Origin of the sequence: Microvirga lotononidis (assembly GCF_034627025.1) — a bacterium.
In the GTDB taxonomy this organism is placed as follows: domain Bacteria; phylum Pseudomonadota; class Alphaproteobacteria; order Rhizobiales; family Beijerinckiaceae; genus Microvirga; species Microvirga lotononidis.
Genome location: NZ_CP141050.1, coordinates 663,783 through 678,416, shown reverse-complemented (window position 1 = coordinate 678,416; position 14,634 = coordinate 663,783). Strand labels below are relative to the sequence as shown.

Here is a 14,634-nt window from a genome sequence, read left to right as displayed (position 1 = left end):
CCATGACCCGGCCGCCACAGGCGGCCGCCGCTTAGATGGGCTATTCTGTGAAAGGCACGGCGTCAGCCGTGACCGCTAGAATGCTGGGTTTTCAGGTCGGGGACGCCATAGAAGCCCGCCATGCGGCGATAGCACTCGATGACGCGGCGTCCTGCATCCCCACGCCGGGCTTCGGTTCCGTTGGTTGGAAACGGGAAACGGGGGCCGGGGTTGGTGCAGATCATGGACCAAAACCAAAGCCCTTTCTGCGGTCCGTGCAAATGCTGCATCACTCGGCCAATATACTGCTCCGGCTCCGATCCTGGCCGCTCGGGATCAATGGCCGTGAAGTCCGTTGGGTCGCCTGCTTCGTCGCCCCAAACGTCACTGGTACGCTTCCAGTAGATGTCACTCATGGGGACGGCCCTCCCGTAGCCTGTCCAAGAGGCTACGGGCTGCCTCCTGCACCATGGTCGGCCAGTAGAGCTCGACGTCCTGGGCGATCCGCTCCCGGCGCTCCTCCTCGGACAAGCCGGGAAACATCCCAGGCGCTCGATCCTGCGCCACAGGATGGCCCTCGCCTCTGCCTCGAGCTGCTCTGGTCCTAAGCTCGCCATGCGGCCGAATTTAAGCGAGAGGGGGTGCGCGAGCACCTTCCCTTGCGGCATTGGGGATCTGCAAACAAGAGGCCGCCGGTCACGGCGGCGGCTGTATGGAAGTGGGGAGGCTTGCCCTCCCCTGCTGCTCGGCGTTTTGTGAAAAGCCCTTGCGCCGTGAGAGAGACGGCGCAAGGGCTGGAGGAGCTTGTTCGATCCCTGGTGATCAGGCGAGATCATCAAGAGATACGGACAAAGCTTGCGCGATCTTCTTCATGGTCTCGAAACTGCCGTCGCGCTCACCAGTCTCGATCTGACTGATATAGGCCGGACTGAGGCCGGTCTTGGCCGCGAGGTCTTTCGCGCTCATGCCGCGATACTCGCGCCAAACCCGAACCGGGCTCTCGCCGTCGAGAATGCGGTTGGCAAACTCGGCCGGGACAAGCTCATCTTCCCCACTGGCGATCCGGCGCTTCACCTCATCGTAAGCGCGCACGTCGGAAGACTGTTCCGCCGAGGCGACAAGGCTTTCATAATCCGCAAGCGGCATGATCGCCAAACGGTCGCCGCTCGGAGTCGTGATGATGTCGGGCTTATTCATGCTCATCTCCTAACCGTAAATTCCGCCCCTGGGGCCGATTTCCAGGATGGCAAGAACGTTACCATCCTCATCGAAGATCACGCGCCGGTCACCAACCCGCAGCCGATAGCTCTCACGCCCCTGAAGCTTTGTCACATTGGCGGAGAGCGAGGCAGGATCGGCGGCGTACTGCTCAATCTTGCCCTTGATCGTAGCCGCGACATTCGCCGGAATCCGGCGAAGGGTCTTCAGGGCTGATTTGCTGTAAGCAATCTGCTTCATGGGAGAGATAGCATACAGCTAACTGAATACAAGAGAAAAATAGCAATTTGCTAACTGAAAAGCCCTTGCGCCGGGAGAGAGACGGCGCAAGGGCTTCCGCGTGGGCGGCGGCTTAAGCCGCCGCCTCCATTGGCTGCTCGGGGACGCAAACCGGGGCGGCCATGGCAGGGGTCTTGAGCGGCGTCGGCAACCATCCGCGACCGGACACGGCAGCACGCCGAACGGCAGCACGGCCACGGGAAACACCACGAAGGTGATGGCGAAGATGAACAGGTGCAGCCGCCACTGAACCAGGCCCTCGATCACCACCTCCCGCGGCAGGGCCGCGCCGTGGACGAAGAACAGCAGCGCAATGCCGAGGATGCCCAACGTGTCGAGCATGTGGGCACCTTCGCCCTGAGCCGGAAAGACGCTGGCCACGGCAACGGCTGCCATGATCAGCAGGAGAAACGGGTCGATCTTACGCATCATTGGGGTTCCATTGGTATTTCGGGGACCTTGCGGCGGCAGGGCTCAGTCGTGCGGCCACACGATGGGACGATCCCGGCTGGCACCGGCAGGGAGCGGCCTCCGCCGGGTGGGGCTGCCGGCGTTCAGCGCTGCCGCGGCGCTGAGCATGGCCAACCCGGTGACCAGAACGGCCGGAGCCATCAGGGCTACCGGGCCGAATTCCCTGTGCAGGATCGCGCCGGTCGCCGCCCCGACCATCAGGGCGGCCCACGGGAGGGCATGAGCTCCGAGAGGCCACGTTTGAGGGTATCCAAGGAGGGCCTGCCCCAGCGCCTGCCCCAGGCTCACCAGCGTGCCGGTGATGAAGGTCACGCCCAGCCGCACCCCGCTCACCGACTGCAGGGCGGTGTTCTGCACGCCCATGGCCGCCACGACCGGAAGGATCGAAATCGCAAGAGCGGCGTCGCAGGTGGCCAGCAGAGCCGATCCCGCCAGGAAGAGCCCCTCCAGCGCCAGCACGGCCGAGAGGGCCCACACGCCCGTGATCCCGCCCAGAACCGTTCCGAGCGTGACGCCGCCGAGGAACGAGGCGATCATCATGCCGCCCTGGTGCACGGGGCCCCAGGAACCATCGCCCACGCCGACGCCGAGCGATACGCTGGCCGCGCTCATGAATGAGGCGAACAGCCCTCCCAGGCCGATGTACCCGATGGCGTCGACGAAGCCCGCCACCGCCGTCAGCAGCCCACCCAGGAGGAGCCGCGCGCGAAGTCCCAGCGCGATCCGATCAGGCGGATTTGTCCGCCCGTGGCCGGACGGCGCCGTCCCAATGGTGCGCGGGGGCGGCCGGCTCACGGCTCACAGGATCCGAACGAGGCCATCGATGACGATCCAGACTAACATCAGATAGATCGACAGTCCCAGGACGGTGCCGACCAAGCGGCCCACGCGGACGGCCGGGTCATGGGCGGGCTCGTCACCGAAGAATCTGTCATCAATCGTGGCTCTCATCAGACGTTTCCCTCCGCTCCTCCGCCCGGGCGCACCTTTCGCACCGAGCCTGGACCTGCTACATAGACCGGATCGGAATTGGTCTAAGGATTGGTCTGCAGATTATGGCGAGCACACGCCTGTCGACAAGCGATGCCACCCGGCGGCTCCGTGCCCATCTGCGGCAGCAGGCCTATGGGCCGCAGGACAAGCTGGAGTCGGAACGGGCCCTGGCGCCCAAGATCGGCTGCAGCCGCGAGACCCTGAGGGCAGCACTCGATGTGCTGGAGAAGGAGGGCCTGATCTGGCGGCATGTGGGTCAGGGCACCTTCGTCGGGCCGCGCCCGGCCCACGAGCCGATCCGGCCGTCGGTTCTGGCCGAGATGGCGTCTCCCGCCGACGTGCTCGCTGCCCGGCTCCTGATCGAGCCGCCCATCGCGGGCGAGGCGGCGCTGCGTGCAACACCCGACGAGATCGCCCTTCTGCGCGGCCACGCGCTCCGGACCAGCGACACGCCCGACTGGCAGGCCTACGAGCAGGCGGACGATGCCTTCCACAAAGGGATCGCCAGGATCACCGGCAATCCTCTGCTGATCGCTTTCCTCGATGTCCTGTCGTCGGTGCGCGGCCGCGCCCGCTGGCAGCGGCAACACGACCTCGCCTTCCGGCGGGCCCGCAAGAAGGAGTACGCGGCGCAGCAGGGGCGCATGCATCTCGCCATCGTCGCGGCCATTGCGGCACGGGATCCGGAGGGGGCCCGGCAGGCCATGTTCGATCACCTCAGCGCCATTCGCGCCATCATGGTGCATGAGACGGTCTCTCCGTAGGCGGACTGAACTGAAGCAACCATCGCGTCAAGGTACCTCTGTCCGTGCGCAATGGACCTGGCCGAGCCGGTATCCACCTCCGGCGCAGCAACGCCGGGCGGTCGACGGGCGGCTGTCTCGACGCTAGTCTCATGACCATGCTTGTTCTGTTCCCCACTCATGAATAGTCGTGCCGCACGAGCTCTTGGTGTCTGGTTTGCGCTGACGGTCGTCGCGGCGGCCGCTGTCGCGGCCATCAACTTCGTCGGCGTCCGCGACGGCTTCGAGGTCGAGGCGCGTACCCTGCACCGTGTTGTCTCACAACGGGCGGATCAGCATGACGCGCACTTGACGAGCCTCGCCGCTGTGCTGACCAGCCCCGACCGCTCGTTCACGACCTTGAGTGCGGTCGCCGAGGCCGTCTTGCGCTTCTACCCCCGGATCACGGCCATCGACGTCGTCGGCTTGGCGCCCCTGCCGAACCTTGTGTTCACGACCCGGGAGCTTCAGCCCGGCAGGCCGGGGATTGATGGGCTTGCGGCAACCGCTGCCAATCTCTCGGCTGGACAAGCGGTTGTGCTGGCTGAACCGAACGGAGCGGAAGCCTATCACTTGGTCAAAAGACTCCCCGAGGCCACGGCCCCGGCGGGTGTCCTTGTGATGACGGTCGACGCACGGCGGTTGATCGAACCAGAGGGCGACCTGCCCGTGGGGACGAACTTGGCCCTGCGCGAACCGTCTGGACGCGAGATCGTCCACGTGGGAGAGGCGACCTCATCTGGTGGGCTTCTGCCGAACCTCGACTTCGAGAAACCGCTCGGCAGCCGCTCCCAGCCACTCCTCCTGCGGGTTGCCCGGCAGCCCGGATTCGGCGAGCTTCTGCCGCCCGTGGCCGTTGCGCTTGTGGCAGCCGTTACCGGGATCGGAGTGTTTCTCGCGGGGTTGGTGCTGCGCGAGCGGCGGGCGGCCCGGGAGGCCCGGGAGCGGGCGAGCTTTCACGAGCACCAGGCCCGGCTTGCGCATGCCATGCGGGTCAACACGGTCGGCGAAATGGCCTCCGGCATCGCTCATGAGCTCACGCAGCCTCTGACCGCCATCCTCAGCCGCAGCCAGGCGGGCCTGCGCCTCGCCCGCTCCCCTTCTCCGGATCGAGACGAAATCATCGGCGCGCTCGACGCGAACGTTCGTTTCGCCAAGCGGGCGGGCGACATCCTTGCGCGTTTGCGCGCCTACGTGTCGAACAGCGGACCACGCTCTGAACCCGCGAGCCTCAACCAGCTGGTTGGCAACGTCGCCGAGCTGATGCAAGGCGATCTGGAGCGCCGCGGCATTGCTCTGGACCTCGATCTCGACCCAGGCGATCCTGTCTGCGTGGTTGACCGGGTGTCTGTCGAGCAGGTCGTGCACAATCTCGTGCGCAACGCCGCGGATGCCGTCGAAGTGCTGCCGCAGGAGCGGCGGACGGTGACGATCACAACAACCGCTGGCGGCGACATGGCCGTGATTGCGGTCAGGGACCGGGGGCCGGGGATCCCCGCCGTCGACCTGCCGCGCCTGTTCGAGCCGTTCTTCACCACCAAGCCGGGCGGCATGGGCCTCGGTCTGCCGCTCTGCGAGCGCATCGTCGAGGCGTTCGGCGGGCGGATCACGGCGGCGAATGCCCCGGAGGGTGGTGCCGTGTTCACGATCCGCCTGCCGCGGCTCGGTGACCAACGGAAGGAGGCGGCCGAGTGAAGACATTGTCCCGCACCGTGTTCCTCGTCGACGATGACGAGGACGTCCGCGACGCGCTCCAGATGCTCCTCCGCACGGCTGGGTTCGCTGTCGAGCCCTTCCCAAGCGCCCTCGCCTTTCTGGAGCGGCGCGACCACAAAGCCGAAGGATGCATCGTCGCCGACGTGCGGATGCCCGGCGTCTCGGGCCTTCAGCTCCTGGAGCGGCTTGCCGCAGAGGGCGAGCGCATGCCGGTAGTGGTGATCACCGGCCATGGCGACGTCAGTGCCTGCCGGCGCGCCTTCAAGGGCGGCGCAGTCGACTTTCTGACGAAACCGGTCGACGAGCAGGTGCTGATCGAAGCCATCGAGGCGGGCTTCATGCGGCTTGACGCGCAGCGACGTGAAGCCAGCGAAGCCGATGAGGCGCGGGCGCTGCTAGCCCGCCTTACGCAACGCGAGAACGAGATCCTCGACATGGTGGCCCGCGGCTGGATGACGAAGGAGATCGCCCGGGCCATGGGGGTTTCACCGCGCACGGTTGAAACCCACCGCGCCAATCTCGCGGAAAAGCTGGGCACGACTTCGGTTGCCGAGATGGTGCGCCTCGTGCTCCTGGCCCGCCCGCCTCACACGTCTCCGTAGGACTACGGAGGCCGCTCCGGGGCCGCACCGATAACCCGCCGGGCATCGTCTGGCTAAGGTCCAGGTGTCGAACACGCGGGGATCCGAACGATCCCCACCGGAGAATCCTCATGCCGAAAATGTATTTTGCCTTCCTCGCAGCGCTCACCCTGTCCCCTGCGGCCGCCGGCGCCCAGGTCCTTCAGGAACGGAACCTCCCGCTGGCGATTGCCCAGGAGCTGGCCCAGGCCACCGTCGAGGCGTGCGCCGCCAAGAACTTCAACGTGACGGCGACGGTGGTGGATCGCGCCGGCCTCGTGCGCGCAGTGCTCCGGGCCGACCGGGCCGGACCCCACACCGTCGAAGCAAGCCGCGCCAAGGCCTACACGGCGGCGTCCGCCCGCAACACCACCACCGCCATCATGGAGAATGCCGACAAGAATCCGGCCGCCCGCCACTTGGCGGCCATTGAAGGGTTTCTGCTGCTTGGCGGCGGCGTGCCGGTGAAGGCTGGTGACGAGGTGATCGGGGCCGTGGGCGTTGGCGGCGCCCCGGGCGGGCATCTTGATGAGGAATGCGCGAATGCCGGTCTTGCCAAGATCCAGGCGAAACTGAAGTGATCGCCAACGCGGTGGCTGGCAGTTGTGCCGGCCACCGCACCACCTGGAGACAGACCATGGCCAATCCACTCACGCTGGTCGGACTGCTCGTCATCCTAGGCCTCCCCTGGGGCGCGGCCTCCGCGCAAACGCCGCCCACACAGGTTGAACTCTCCGTCTACCGCGGCCTGCACGCGGCCGCAGCCCAAGGCTCGGACGAGGACATCCGGCGCCTGGCCCAAGCGGGCGCAGACCTCAACACCCGCGATGGCAACGGGCGCACGCCGCTGCATGTGGCGGCGTTTCAAGGACACGGGGCGGCAGCCCGGACCTTGATCACCGTGGGGGTAGATCCCAGCCTTCTCGACAATCAGCGCTATGACGCCGTTACCATCGCGGCGGTCCGGGATGACGTGCCGACATTGAAGGCACTGCTCGCCGCCGGCGCCAGCGCGAAGTTGATCACCAGCGTGTACGATGGCACGGCCCTCATCGCCGCGGCTCACCTCGGCCACGACGGCATTGTCCGCGAGCTTATCCGGGCCGGCGCACCGCTCGACCACGTCAACAATCTCGGCTGGACCGCCCTGATCGAGGCAGTTATCCTGGGCGATGGCGGGCCTCGTCACACCCAGACCGTGCGGGCGCTCCTCGAAGCCGGCGCCGACGCCAGGATCCCTGACCGCAACGGAGCGACGCCGCTCCAGCTCGCACACGCCCGCGGGTACGGCGGCATGGTGTCCCTGCTGCGAGAGTCCTCCGACCGCTAGGGTGATGGTAGGCTCCGTTTGACTTCCCCGCCGGGGGGCATATCCTCGATGAACCATGTTGAGCTTGCCGAGTTTCAGCCGCGGCTTGCATCGCGCAGGTAACCTGATCGCGGGCACCTAGCCCCGGGCTCATTCGGGCGCCGCCGCGGCCCGAGCCCGGGGCCCACGGAAGCAGCCGGAGCTGCTCCAGAGAGCTCGGCCGCCGGTGCGGCCGCGACCTGCGGCGGTTTTTCCCATCAAGCCCCGTGCGTCTCCAGACCCAACGAAGGGTGCCGCCATGGACATCGAACTCGCCCGTACCTTTCTGGCCATTGTCGAGGCTGGAAGCTTCGTCCGCGCCGCGGAGCGGCTGAACGTGACGCAAACCACCGTCAGCGCCCGCGTCCGCTCCCTGGAGGACCAGCTTCGGCGCCCGGTCTTCATCCGCAACAAGGCCGGAGTGGCCCTAACCGCAGCCGGGGAGCAGTTTCTGCGGTTCGCGCCGACCCTGGTTCAGGTTTGGGAGCGGGCCCGCCACCAGGTCGCGGTTCCGGCCGGCCGCCGGGCGGTCCTCGCCATGGGGGGCGAGCTGACCCTCTGGAACCCGCTCCTCCTGAACTGGATGGTGTGGATGAGGCGCAACGCCCCCGACCTTGCCCTCCAGACCCAGGTTGGCCTCTCGGACGGCCTGTTGCGCCAGGTTGCCGACGGGGTGCTCGACCTGGCGGTGGTGTATTCGCCAAGACAATGGCCGGGGCTGCAGGTCGAGATGCTGATGGAGGAGACGCTCGTCCTGGTCACGACGGATCCATCAACAGAAGGCGTGTCGGATCCGGACTACGTGTATGTCGATTGGGGTGCGGATTTTGCGGCTCATCATGGCCTGAACTTCCCACAGTTCTCCAACCCCGGCCTCTCCATCGGCCTAGGGCCGCTCGGGCTGGACTACGTTGTGCAGGTCGGTGGAACCGGCTACTTCCGCAAACGCTTGGCCCAACCCTATCTCGCCAGCGGCCGCCTGCATCTGGTGCCGCATGGGCCGGAATTCCCTCTCCCGGCCTATGCCGTCTACCCGGAGAATGCCGGGAATGACGATCTGGAGTCTGCCTTGGCAGGCCTTCGAGCGGTAGCCCAGGCGGAGGAGCCACAGCCCGGGAACGGCCCAGCGCCGGCGGAGGCGCCGAAGGCAAGCTTGGGGCACGATGCTGGCGTCCCCATTCCTGCGGAATGAGGGCCGAGCGCGGCAAGGCTGATGAATGCACGGAATGACCGCGGATCGCGCCCCGCTCAGTGACGGGTGTCCACAATGCGCGGCAGCGTCTCGAACTGGTGGAACGGCGGCGGGGAAGACAGGGTCCATTCCAGCGTCGTCGCGCCTTCGCCCCACGGGTTGTCGGCCGCTTGCTGCTTGCGCCGGAAAGCGGCGATCACACCGTACATGAAGACGAACAGGCCGGCGAAGAAGATGTACGCTCCGACGGACGACACAAGGTTCCAGCCCGCAAACGCGTCCGGATAGTCGGCGTAGCGGCGCGGCATGCCGGACAGGCCGAGGAAATGCTGCGGGAAGAACAGCACGTTGGCGCCGATGAAGGCGATCCAGAAGTGCAGCTTGCCGATGCGTTCCGAATAGACGTAGCCGGTGATCTTCGGGAACCAGTAGTACATGCCGGCGAAGATGCCGAACACGGCGCCCAATGACAGCACGTAGTGAAAGTGCGCCACCACGTAGTAGGTGTCGTGCATGTAGCGGTCGACGGGAGCATTCGCCAGCACCACGCCGGTGACGCCGCCGACCGTGAACACGAAGATGAACCCGATGGCCCAGTGCATCGCCGCCGTGAAGCGGATCGAGCCGCCCCACATGGTGGCGATCCAGGAGAACACCTTCACGCCCGTGGGAACCGCGATCACCATCGTGGCGAACACGAAATAGGCCTGGGTCTGCAGCGACAGACCGACTGTGTACATGTGGTGCGCCCACACCACGCTCCCGACCACCCCGATGGCCGCCATGGCGTAGGCCATGCCGAGATAACCGAAGATCGGCTTCTTCGAGAAGGTGGAGACGATGTGGCTGATGATGCCGAAGGCCGGCAGGATCATGATGTACACTTCGGGGTGGCCGAAGAACCAGAACAGGTGCTGGTAGAGAACCGGATCGCCGCCGCCCGACGGCTCGAAGAAGGTCGTGCCGAAGTTGCGGTCGGTCAGCAGCATCGTGATCGCGCCCGCGAGCACCGGAAGAGTGATCAGGAGCAGGAACGCAGTGACGAGCATGCCCCAGGCGAACAGCGGCATCTTGTGCAGCGTCATGCCCGGAGCGCGCATGTTCAGGATCGTGGTGATGAAGTTGATCGCACCCAGGATCGAGGAGGCGCCGGACAGGTGCAGCGCGAAGATCGCAAAATCGAAGGCCGGCCCGGGATGACCGATGGTGGAGAGCGGTGGATAGGCGGTCCAGCCGCCGCCGAAGCCGAGCGAGCCCGGGGCTCCCTCGGAGAACAGGGACAGGATCATCAGGCAGAAGGCGGCCACGAGGAGCCAGAAGGAGATGTTGTTCATGCGCGGGAAGGCCATGTCGGGTGCGCCGATCATCAGCGGCACGAACCAGTTGCCGAAGCCGCCGATCAGCGTGGGCATGATGACGAAGAACACCATGATGAGGCCGTGGCCCGTCACGAAGACGTTGAACGCCTGCGGGTTGGAGAAGAACTGGAGCCCGGGCTGCTGCAATTCCAGGCGCATGCCAATGGACAGAAGTCCGCCGATGATGCCGGCCGTGAAGCCGAACATGAGATAGAGCGTGCCGATATCCTTGTGGTTCGTCGAGTAGAACCACCGCCGCCAGAACGTCGGGTAATCTCCATGTCCGCCAGCGTGCAGCGCGCCATGGTCAACTCGCTCGTTCATGTCATTGGCCTCCAACCGGCGAAGGTTCGAGCAATGACCAGGTTCTGGCAAATGCATTTTCTTGCTGGATATGAGCGAGAAACTTGCACGATGCCCCGCCAGGAAGGCGAAAGCCTGCTGTCCTCCTCGTGGGAGCCCGAACTCCAAAGATCTTGATCGAACAGAGCAAACAATTTCGTTTGCCAGGCACTCAGGCCAGAGAGAGGATTCTTTCGCCATCCTGCCGGATAGCCTCTTCATCCGGGATGGGGGCACCGGGCGAACGGTCCAGTCGCACGAAGCAACGGAGGATGATGATGCAGCCCGCCAGAACAACACACTCCGCGGCCGTCGTCGGCGACAACACGCGCGAACGATGGCCGTCTCTCAGTCTTCTGGCCGGCTCCCTGGCCCTGTTCGCCTGGTGCGTGGTCGCGCTGTAGGCCGAGGAAGGATCAGCAACACGGGAGGGCCCCAACATGTGCAACTACAATCTGTTCCGTCACACCGACCGCGCGGAGCTCCTCTGCGCGGTTCCGGAAGTACGGCCCGTGCCCGCGTTCATCGCAGGTCCGCCGTGGAGTTTCGTCGGCCGTGTGAGGGACTGCACCAACGGCTCCTCAGGTTTTGATCATCGGGCGGCGGAGGAGAGCGTCCACTTCAACGGCTTCTACCTGTTCCAACTGCTCAACGCGTCGGACATCAAGCTGTGGACCATCGGGGACGCCGCACGGCGATACGGCGGTGAAGCCCCCGTCTGCGACACGGACCGACAATCGGAGCCTTCGGCACTCCAAATGGCCGTGAGCTGAGGCAAAGTGGCCTGCCCCTGGGCGCGGGCATGACCTGAGCCCTCAGGCGCAGGGCCGATTGAGATGCACTGGAATTCGATGGGGAGGTGAACATGGGCAGCCCGCTTTACCCGGAATCGTCGCCCGAGCTGGCGCGCAGGCGCCGCGAGCTCGCACCCGACGTGCAGGCCGCGTTCGAGGCGTTCGGACGCCAGGTGTTCGCCGCCGGCGCCCTGGACGCCAAGACGAAGCAGTTGATTGCCGTTGCCGTCGCCCATGTCACCCAGTGTCCCTATTGCATTCAGGGACATACGAAGGCGGCCCAGCGCGCCGGCGCGACCCCGCAGGAATTCATGGAGGCCGTTTGGGTCGCAGCCGAGATGCGGGCCGGAGCGGCCTGCGCGTATGCCGCGGTCATGCTCACCTCATTGTCCGAGGATCAATAGGCAGGCGGTCATCAGGCGCTCCGATGGCGCCCGCCGCTGAGGACTGTCATCTGGAGCATTCCGATGAGCGCAAAGGTTCCCAACACCAATGTCCGGCTGAAGCGGGCTTACGAAACGCCTGCCGCCGATGACGGCGCCCGCATCCTTGTCGACCGGCTTTGGCCCCGCGCGGTCTCCAAGCAAGCCCTGGCCCTTGACAAATGGATGAAGGACATCGCGCCCAGCACCGGGTTGCGCCGCTGGTTCGAGCATGATCCCGGCCGATGGCATGAATTCTGCCGCCGGTACGCCGCCGAGGTGCAGGAACACCAAGATCTGCTGGATGAGTTGCGCGCCCGCGCCCGCAAGGGCCGGATCACCCTCGTGTTTTCCGCCCGCGACGAGGTGCACAACGACGCGGTCGCCCTCCGGGACTTTATCCTGCACGGCCTGGCGGATCGGGAGGACGCCAAAGTGCAAAGAAAGTGATCAGAACCGGCAAATCTATTCGTTTGTCACGCAACCCGCCCACACATACCCTCTTTCTGTCGACCGATGGCGCCGATGACCAGCCTGGCCCCTAAAGCCTCTCGTCAGCGCACCCAGAGGAGGCAGGGATGCTCACCGCCGCGGATGTCATGACGACGGCCGTCATCACGGTCAGGCCAGAGATGTCAATCCACGAGATCGCCAAGCTGCTCTGCGATCATCACATCAGCGGGGTTCCGGTGGTCGGGGACAACGGGCAACTGCTCGGCATCGTCAGCGAAGGCGACCTGATCGGGCATGCTGGGTTGGCCGGCGAACAGCGCCGGTCCTGGTGGCAGACTTTCCTCAGCGGTCCCAAGGTGCTGGCTCAGCACTACGCCAAATCGCATGGCCGCACGGCCAGCGACGTCATGACGAAAGAGGTGGTCACGGTCCTGGAGACCACGTCGGTCGCCGACACAGCCCGCGCCCTGGAGCAGCACCGGATCAAGCGTCTCCCGGTGCTGCGGAATGGGAGGCTCATCGGCATCGTGACCAGAAGCAACCTGCTTCAGGTGCTGGCAACCACCGACGTGTCGAAGCCGATGAACGTTGCCGACCGCATCATCCGGGAGCGGCTGACCGAGGAGCTTGAAGAGCAGCCCTGGGCCCATCTCCTGTCGAAGGACATCGTCGTCGAAAATGGCGTCGTTCACCTGTTCGGCATCGTCCAGTCAGACGAGGAGCGACACGCGATCCGTTTGGTTGCGGAGAACCAGGCCGGCGTGAAGGGCGTGGAGGATCACCTCTCAGTGGTACCGCCCGTCTCGTATGTCTTCTGAGGAGCTCACGCCGGATCAGTTCAACGCTGGAGAATTGGGGAACGCCAAAGTGGCTGCCGGCGCGACCCCACGAGCTCACGCAAGCAAGATTTGTCCTGCTTTACCTCTCGAAGCGCCCGGACTTGTCATGGAGCCGCTATTGTTAAATGTGCAGTCCTCCACGCCCGTCCGCCTTGAAACGTGTCGGTCCTTTCTGGTGCCGGCCCTCGCGATTCGATGGCCCGGCAACGTCAGGCTCTTAGAACATGGTGGTGCAGACATGAAACCTGCTCGGGGTGAAGCGACGTCATTACTGAACTTCAGAGCGGTTCTATACGGCATCGCGCTCGCGGCACTTGCCAGGGCCTCTCTTGTGCTGGCCGTGTGCATCATCATGGATGCGTTCGGAGGCCAGAGTCTCGGACTGAGCCTGCAGAAGCGGTCCTTGCCTTCGGCCTCCTTGGGGGAGCCGCGCTTGGCCGCGGGTTGAGGGCGGAGCGGACTTCAGAATTTGAACAGGCAAGCCGTTTGTATGCCCTCGCCCTTGTGAACTACTTCATCTGCTATGCCGCGCTTCTGGCTGGCAGCTTGTTGAGCGCCGATGAAAGTCAAGGAACGTAAGCTTTGCATGGCAGCCCTTTCTTGACCTCATCCACCGAGCAAAGGCCCATTGCCCTCATCACCGGCGCAACCGGCGATCTGGGCCGCCCGCTCGGCAAGGTGTTCGGGGGCGACTCCGCACCTCCTGGAGCCGGGTGGTGGTGTAGCGAAATGACTGGCTCCAGAACGCTCTTGCCGGGAACCTTTTGGGGCAGATGCCATCCAATGGTGACGCGCTGGCCACCGATGGATCCGGCGCGTCACCGGAGGATGCCATGAGAATTGCTTTCGCCACACTCGCCTTGGCTGCCGCCTTCAGCCTGCCGGCGATAGCCGCCGATCAGGTCGAGAAGGCTCCGCCGACAGGCGCCTACAAGAAGGTGAGCGAACTTGTGAAGATACCAGACTTCCTGCCGGGGCTTGGCCAGCTCTATGTCGATCCCAAAACCCTCCCGGCCGGGCCGTTCCTGGCCTACGACCGCGAAGGGCGCCTCGTCAGCACCGTCTACATGCTCCCCATCGAGGACCTGTCGAACAAGGACAAGCGCTTCGACGATCTCGCCGCCCCCGGCGGCAAGGTCGACCACGTCGACATCTACTTCAACGCCGGCCATCCCGGGGTCGAGAAGCCGCATGCGCATGTTGTCCTGTGGCACGTGCCCAAGGCCGACGAGCAACGGGTGGCGGCAAAGTGATGGTCTCGCGCAGACACATCCTGCGGATCGGCGGGGGTCTCCTCGCCGGTCTGGCTCTGCCCCGGCTCCCACTCGCCGCTGAGGCAGTCGAAATCCAGATGCAGGGCAATGCGGACGGCTCGCAGGTCTGGTTTAACCCAATTGGCCTGCGCATCAAGCCGGGCCAGACGATCCGCTGGGTCAACCTGGATCCGGGGAATTCCCATACCGCGACAGCCTACCATCCGAAGAACTTTGAGCGCCCGTTGCGTATCCCTGAGGGTGCCGAGCCCTGGAACTCGGACTACCTGCTGCCGAACGAGAGCTTCTCGGTCACGCTCAAGGATGAAGGCGTCTACGACTTCTTCTGTGTTCCGCACGAGCATGCCGGCATGGTGGGGCGGATCATCGTTGGCGAACCGGACAGGTCTTCCATCGACAGCGGGCCGGCACAAGCAGCCGGCGGGGAACCGATCCCCGAGATTGCTCTCCGCGCTTTCCCGTCCGTCGACGAGATCATGCGCCGCGGCATCGTCAGGCCCGCATAGGGGCCGGTTCCGACAACGGCGGGAACCTTCCGGGCTCCCGCTCATCCA

The 14,634-nt window shown here is 65.3% G+C and carries 21 protein-coding genes; 13 read left to right on the top strand and 8 right to left on the bottom strand.

The annotated features are described in order from the left end of the window. Window positions 1–62: 62 nt before the first annotated feature. The 7 genes from U0023_RS32920 to U0023_RS32890 form a co-directional block, all read right to left on the bottom strand. Window positions 63–395: a hypothetical protein gene (locus U0023_RS32920; RefSeq protein WP_009489794.1), complete on the bottom strand. Its 333-nt coding sequence runs from the start codon at window positions 393–395 to the stop codon at window positions 63–65. Further along, on the bottom strand, window positions 388–522 hold the full coding sequence (locus U0023_RS32915) for a hypothetical protein (protein ID WP_009489795.1): 135 nt from the start codon (window positions 520–522) through the stop codon (window positions 388–390). The genes U0023_RS32920 and U0023_RS32915 overlap by 8 nt, the downstream gene beginning before the upstream one ends. Window positions 523–801: 279 nt before the next feature. Further along, a complete protein-coding gene (locus tag U0023_RS32910; protein ID WP_009489796.1) occupies window positions 802–1,176 on the bottom strand; it encodes a helix-turn-helix domain-containing protein in 375 nt (124 codons plus the stop codon). A gap of 9 nt (window positions 1,177–1,185) precedes the next feature. Continuing rightward, on the bottom strand, window positions 1,186–1,437 hold the full coding sequence (locus U0023_RS32905; RefSeq protein ID WP_009489797.1) for a type II toxin-antitoxin system RelE family toxin: 252 nt from the start codon (window positions 1,435–1,437) through the stop codon (window positions 1,186–1,188). A gap of 18 nt (window positions 1,438–1,455) precedes the next feature. Beyond that, complete coding sequence (locus U0023_RS32900) at window positions 1,456–1,908, bottom strand: bile acid:sodium symporter (protein ID WP_009489798.1); 453 nt, start codon at window positions 1,906–1,908, stop codon at window positions 1,456–1,458. Between the two features lie 42 nt (window positions 1,909–1,950). Beyond that, window positions 1,951–2,742: a YoaK family protein gene (locus U0023_RS32895; protein WP_009489799.1), complete on the bottom strand. Its 792-nt coding sequence runs from the start codon at window positions 2,740–2,742 to the stop codon at window positions 1,951–1,953. Window positions 2,743–2,745: 3 nt separating this feature from the next. Beyond that, window positions 2,746–2,898, bottom strand: coding sequence for a hypothetical protein (locus U0023_RS32890; RefSeq protein ID WP_009489800.1), 153 nt, complete (start codon window positions 2,896–2,898; stop codon window positions 2,746–2,748). 104 nt (window positions 2,899–3,002) lie between these two features. On the opposite strand from U0023_RS32890, the gene U0023_RS32885 reads away from it, so the two are divergent. The 6 genes from U0023_RS32885 to U0023_RS32860 all read left to right on the top strand — a co-directional run bounded on the left by U0023_RS32885 (window position 3,003) and on the right by U0023_RS32860 (window position 8,598). Next, the gene (locus U0023_RS32885) at window positions 3,003–3,704 is read left to right on the top strand and encodes a FadR/GntR family transcriptional regulator (protein WP_009489801.1); all 702 of its coding nucleotides are present in this window, start codon (window positions 3,003–3,005) and stop codon (window positions 3,702–3,704) included. 159 nt (window positions 3,705–3,863) lie between these two features. Beyond that, on the top strand, window positions 3,864–5,417 hold the full coding sequence (locus tag U0023_RS32880; protein WP_009489802.1) for a sensor histidine kinase: 1,554 nt from the start codon (window positions 3,864–3,866) through the stop codon (window positions 5,415–5,417). Continuing rightward, complete coding sequence (locus U0023_RS32875; RefSeq protein ID WP_009489803.1) at window positions 5,414–6,040, top strand: response regulator transcription factor; 627 nt, start codon at window positions 5,414–5,416, stop codon at window positions 6,038–6,040. The genes U0023_RS32880 and U0023_RS32875 overlap by 4 nt, the downstream gene beginning before the upstream one ends. A gap of 110 nt (window positions 6,041–6,150) precedes the next feature. Further along, complete coding sequence (locus tag U0023_RS32870) at window positions 6,151–6,639, top strand: GlcG/HbpS family heme-binding protein (RefSeq protein WP_009489804.1); 489 nt, start codon at window positions 6,151–6,153, stop codon at window positions 6,637–6,639. Window positions 6,640–6,695: 56 nt separating this feature from the next. Continuing rightward, window positions 6,696–7,388, top strand: a complete 693-nt coding sequence (locus U0023_RS32865; protein WP_009489805.1) for an ankyrin repeat domain-containing protein — start codon at window positions 6,696–6,698, stop codon at window positions 7,386–7,388. Between the two features lie 277 nt (window positions 7,389–7,665). Continuing rightward, window positions 7,666–8,598, top strand: a complete 933-nt coding sequence (locus U0023_RS32860; RefSeq protein ID WP_009489806.1) for a LysR family transcriptional regulator — start codon at window positions 7,666–7,668, stop codon at window positions 8,596–8,598. 56 nt (window positions 8,599–8,654) lie between these two features. Here the strand turns inward: U0023_RS32860 and ctaD are convergent, their stop codons facing one another. After that, on the bottom strand, window positions 8,655–10,280 hold the full coding sequence (gene ctaD, locus U0023_RS32855; protein ID WP_009489807.1) for a cytochrome c oxidase subunit I: 1,626 nt from the start codon (window positions 10,278–10,280) through the stop codon (window positions 8,655–8,657). Between the two features lie 290 nt (window positions 10,281–10,570). On the opposite strand from ctaD, the gene U0023_RS32850 reads away from it, so the two are divergent. The 7 genes from U0023_RS32850 to U0023_RS32820 all read left to right on the top strand — a co-directional run bounded on the left by U0023_RS32850 (window position 10,571) and on the right by U0023_RS32820 (window position 14,586). Beyond that, the gene (locus tag U0023_RS32850; protein WP_280940661.1) at window positions 10,571–10,702 is read left to right on the top strand and encodes a hypothetical protein; all 132 of its coding nucleotides are present in this window, start codon (window positions 10,571–10,573) and stop codon (window positions 10,700–10,702) included. A 36-nt stretch (window positions 10,703–10,738) separates the two neighbouring features. After that, window positions 10,739–11,071: a hypothetical protein gene (locus tag U0023_RS32845; protein WP_009489809.1), complete on the top strand. Its 333-nt coding sequence runs from the start codon at window positions 10,739–10,741 to the stop codon at window positions 11,069–11,071. A gap of 92 nt (window positions 11,072–11,163) precedes the next feature. After that, window positions 11,164–11,496 (top strand): carboxymuconolactone decarboxylase family protein, encoded by a 333-nt coding sequence (locus tag U0023_RS32840; protein WP_009489810.1) that lies wholly within the window; start codon window positions 11,164–11,166, stop codon window positions 11,494–11,496. 63 nt (window positions 11,497–11,559) lie between these two features. Beyond that, complete coding sequence (locus tag U0023_RS32835; protein ID WP_009489811.1) at window positions 11,560–11,964, top strand: DUF488 domain-containing protein; 405 nt, start codon at window positions 11,560–11,562, stop codon at window positions 11,962–11,964. A 128-nt stretch (window positions 11,965–12,092) separates the two neighbouring features. After that, window positions 12,093–12,785 carry a CBS domain-containing protein gene (locus U0023_RS32830; protein ID WP_009489812.1) on the top strand — a complete coding sequence of 231 codons (693 nt, stop codon included), beginning with the start codon at window positions 12,093–12,095 and terminating at the stop codon, window positions 12,783–12,785. 854 nt (window positions 12,786–13,639) lie between these two features. Next, window positions 13,640–14,059 (top strand): DUF5602 domain-containing protein, encoded by a 420-nt coding sequence (locus U0023_RS32825; RefSeq protein WP_009489814.1) that lies wholly within the window; start codon window positions 13,640–13,642, stop codon window positions 14,057–14,059. After that, entirely contained in the window at window positions 14,059–14,586 is a 528-nt protein-coding gene (locus tag U0023_RS32820; protein WP_009489815.1) for a plastocyanin/azurin family copper-binding protein, read from the top strand. The genes U0023_RS32825 and U0023_RS32820 overlap by 1 nt, the downstream gene beginning before the upstream one ends. Window positions 14,587–14,634: the final 48 nt, after the last annotated feature.

Coding starts and splice junctions, on each gene's coding strand:
- U0023_RS32830 (WP_009489812.1), top strand. CDS start 12,093: ATGCTCACCGCCGCGGATGTCATGACGACGGCCGTCATCACGGTCAGG.
- U0023_RS32865 (WP_009489805.1), top strand. CDS start 6,696: ATGGCCAATCCACTCACGCTGGTCGGACTGCTCGTCATCCTAGGCCTC.
- U0023_RS32845 (WP_009489809.1), top strand. CDS start 10,739: ATGTGCAACTACAATCTGTTCCGTCACACCGACCGCGCGGAGCTCCTC.
- U0023_RS32835 (WP_009489811.1), top strand. CDS start 11,560: ATGAGCGCAAAGGTTCCCAACACCAATGTCCGGCTGAAGCGGGCTTAC.
- U0023_RS32825 (WP_009489814.1), top strand. CDS start 13,640: ATGAGAATTGCTTTCGCCACACTCGCCTTGGCTGCCGCCTTCAGCCTG.
- U0023_RS32910 (WP_009489796.1), bottom strand. CDS start 1,176: ATGAATAAGCCCGACATCATCACGACTCCGAGCGGCGACCGTTTGGCG.
- U0023_RS32905 (WP_009489797.1), bottom strand. CDS start 1,437: ATGAAGCAGATTGCTTACAGCAAATCAGCCCTGAAGACCCTTCGCCGG.
- U0023_RS32820 (WP_009489815.1), top strand. CDS start 14,059: ATGGTCTCGCGCAGACACATCCTGCGGATCGGCGGGGGTCTCCTCGCC.
- U0023_RS32860 (WP_009489806.1), top strand. CDS start 7,666: ATGGACATCGAACTCGCCCGTACCTTTCTGGCCATTGTCGAGGCTGGA.
- U0023_RS32885 (WP_009489801.1), top strand. CDS start 3,003: ATGGCGAGCACACGCCTGTCGACAAGCGATGCCACCCGGCGGCTCCGT.
- U0023_RS32850 (WP_280940661.1), top strand. CDS start 10,571: ATGATGATGCAGCCCGCCAGAACAACACACTCCGCGGCCGTCGTCGGC.
- U0023_RS32915 (WP_009489795.1), bottom strand. CDS start 522: ATGTTTCCCGGCTTGTCCGAGGAGGAGCGCCGGGAGCGGATCGCCCAG.
- U0023_RS32840 (WP_009489810.1), top strand. CDS start 11,164: ATGGGCAGCCCGCTTTACCCGGAATCGTCGCCCGAGCTGGCGCGCAGG.
- U0023_RS32870 (WP_009489804.1), top strand. CDS start 6,151: ATGCCGAAAATGTATTTTGCCTTCCTCGCAGCGCTCACCCTGTCCCCT.
- U0023_RS32880 (WP_009489802.1), top strand. CDS start 3,864: ATGAATAGTCGTGCCGCACGAGCTCTTGGTGTCTGGTTTGCGCTGACG.
- U0023_RS32920 (WP_009489794.1), bottom strand. CDS start 395: ATGAGTGACATCTACTGGAAGCGTACCAGTGACGTTTGGGGCGACGAA.
- U0023_RS32900 (WP_009489798.1), bottom strand. CDS start 1,908: ATGATGCGTAAGATCGACCCGTTTCTCCTGCTGATCATGGCAGCCGTT.
- ctaD (WP_009489807.1), bottom strand. CDS start 10,280: ATGAACGAGCGAGTTGACCATGGCGCGCTGCACGCTGGCGGACATGGA.
- U0023_RS32890 (WP_009489800.1), bottom strand. CDS start 2,898: ATGAGAGCCACGATTGATGACAGATTCTTCGGTGACGAGCCCGCCCAT.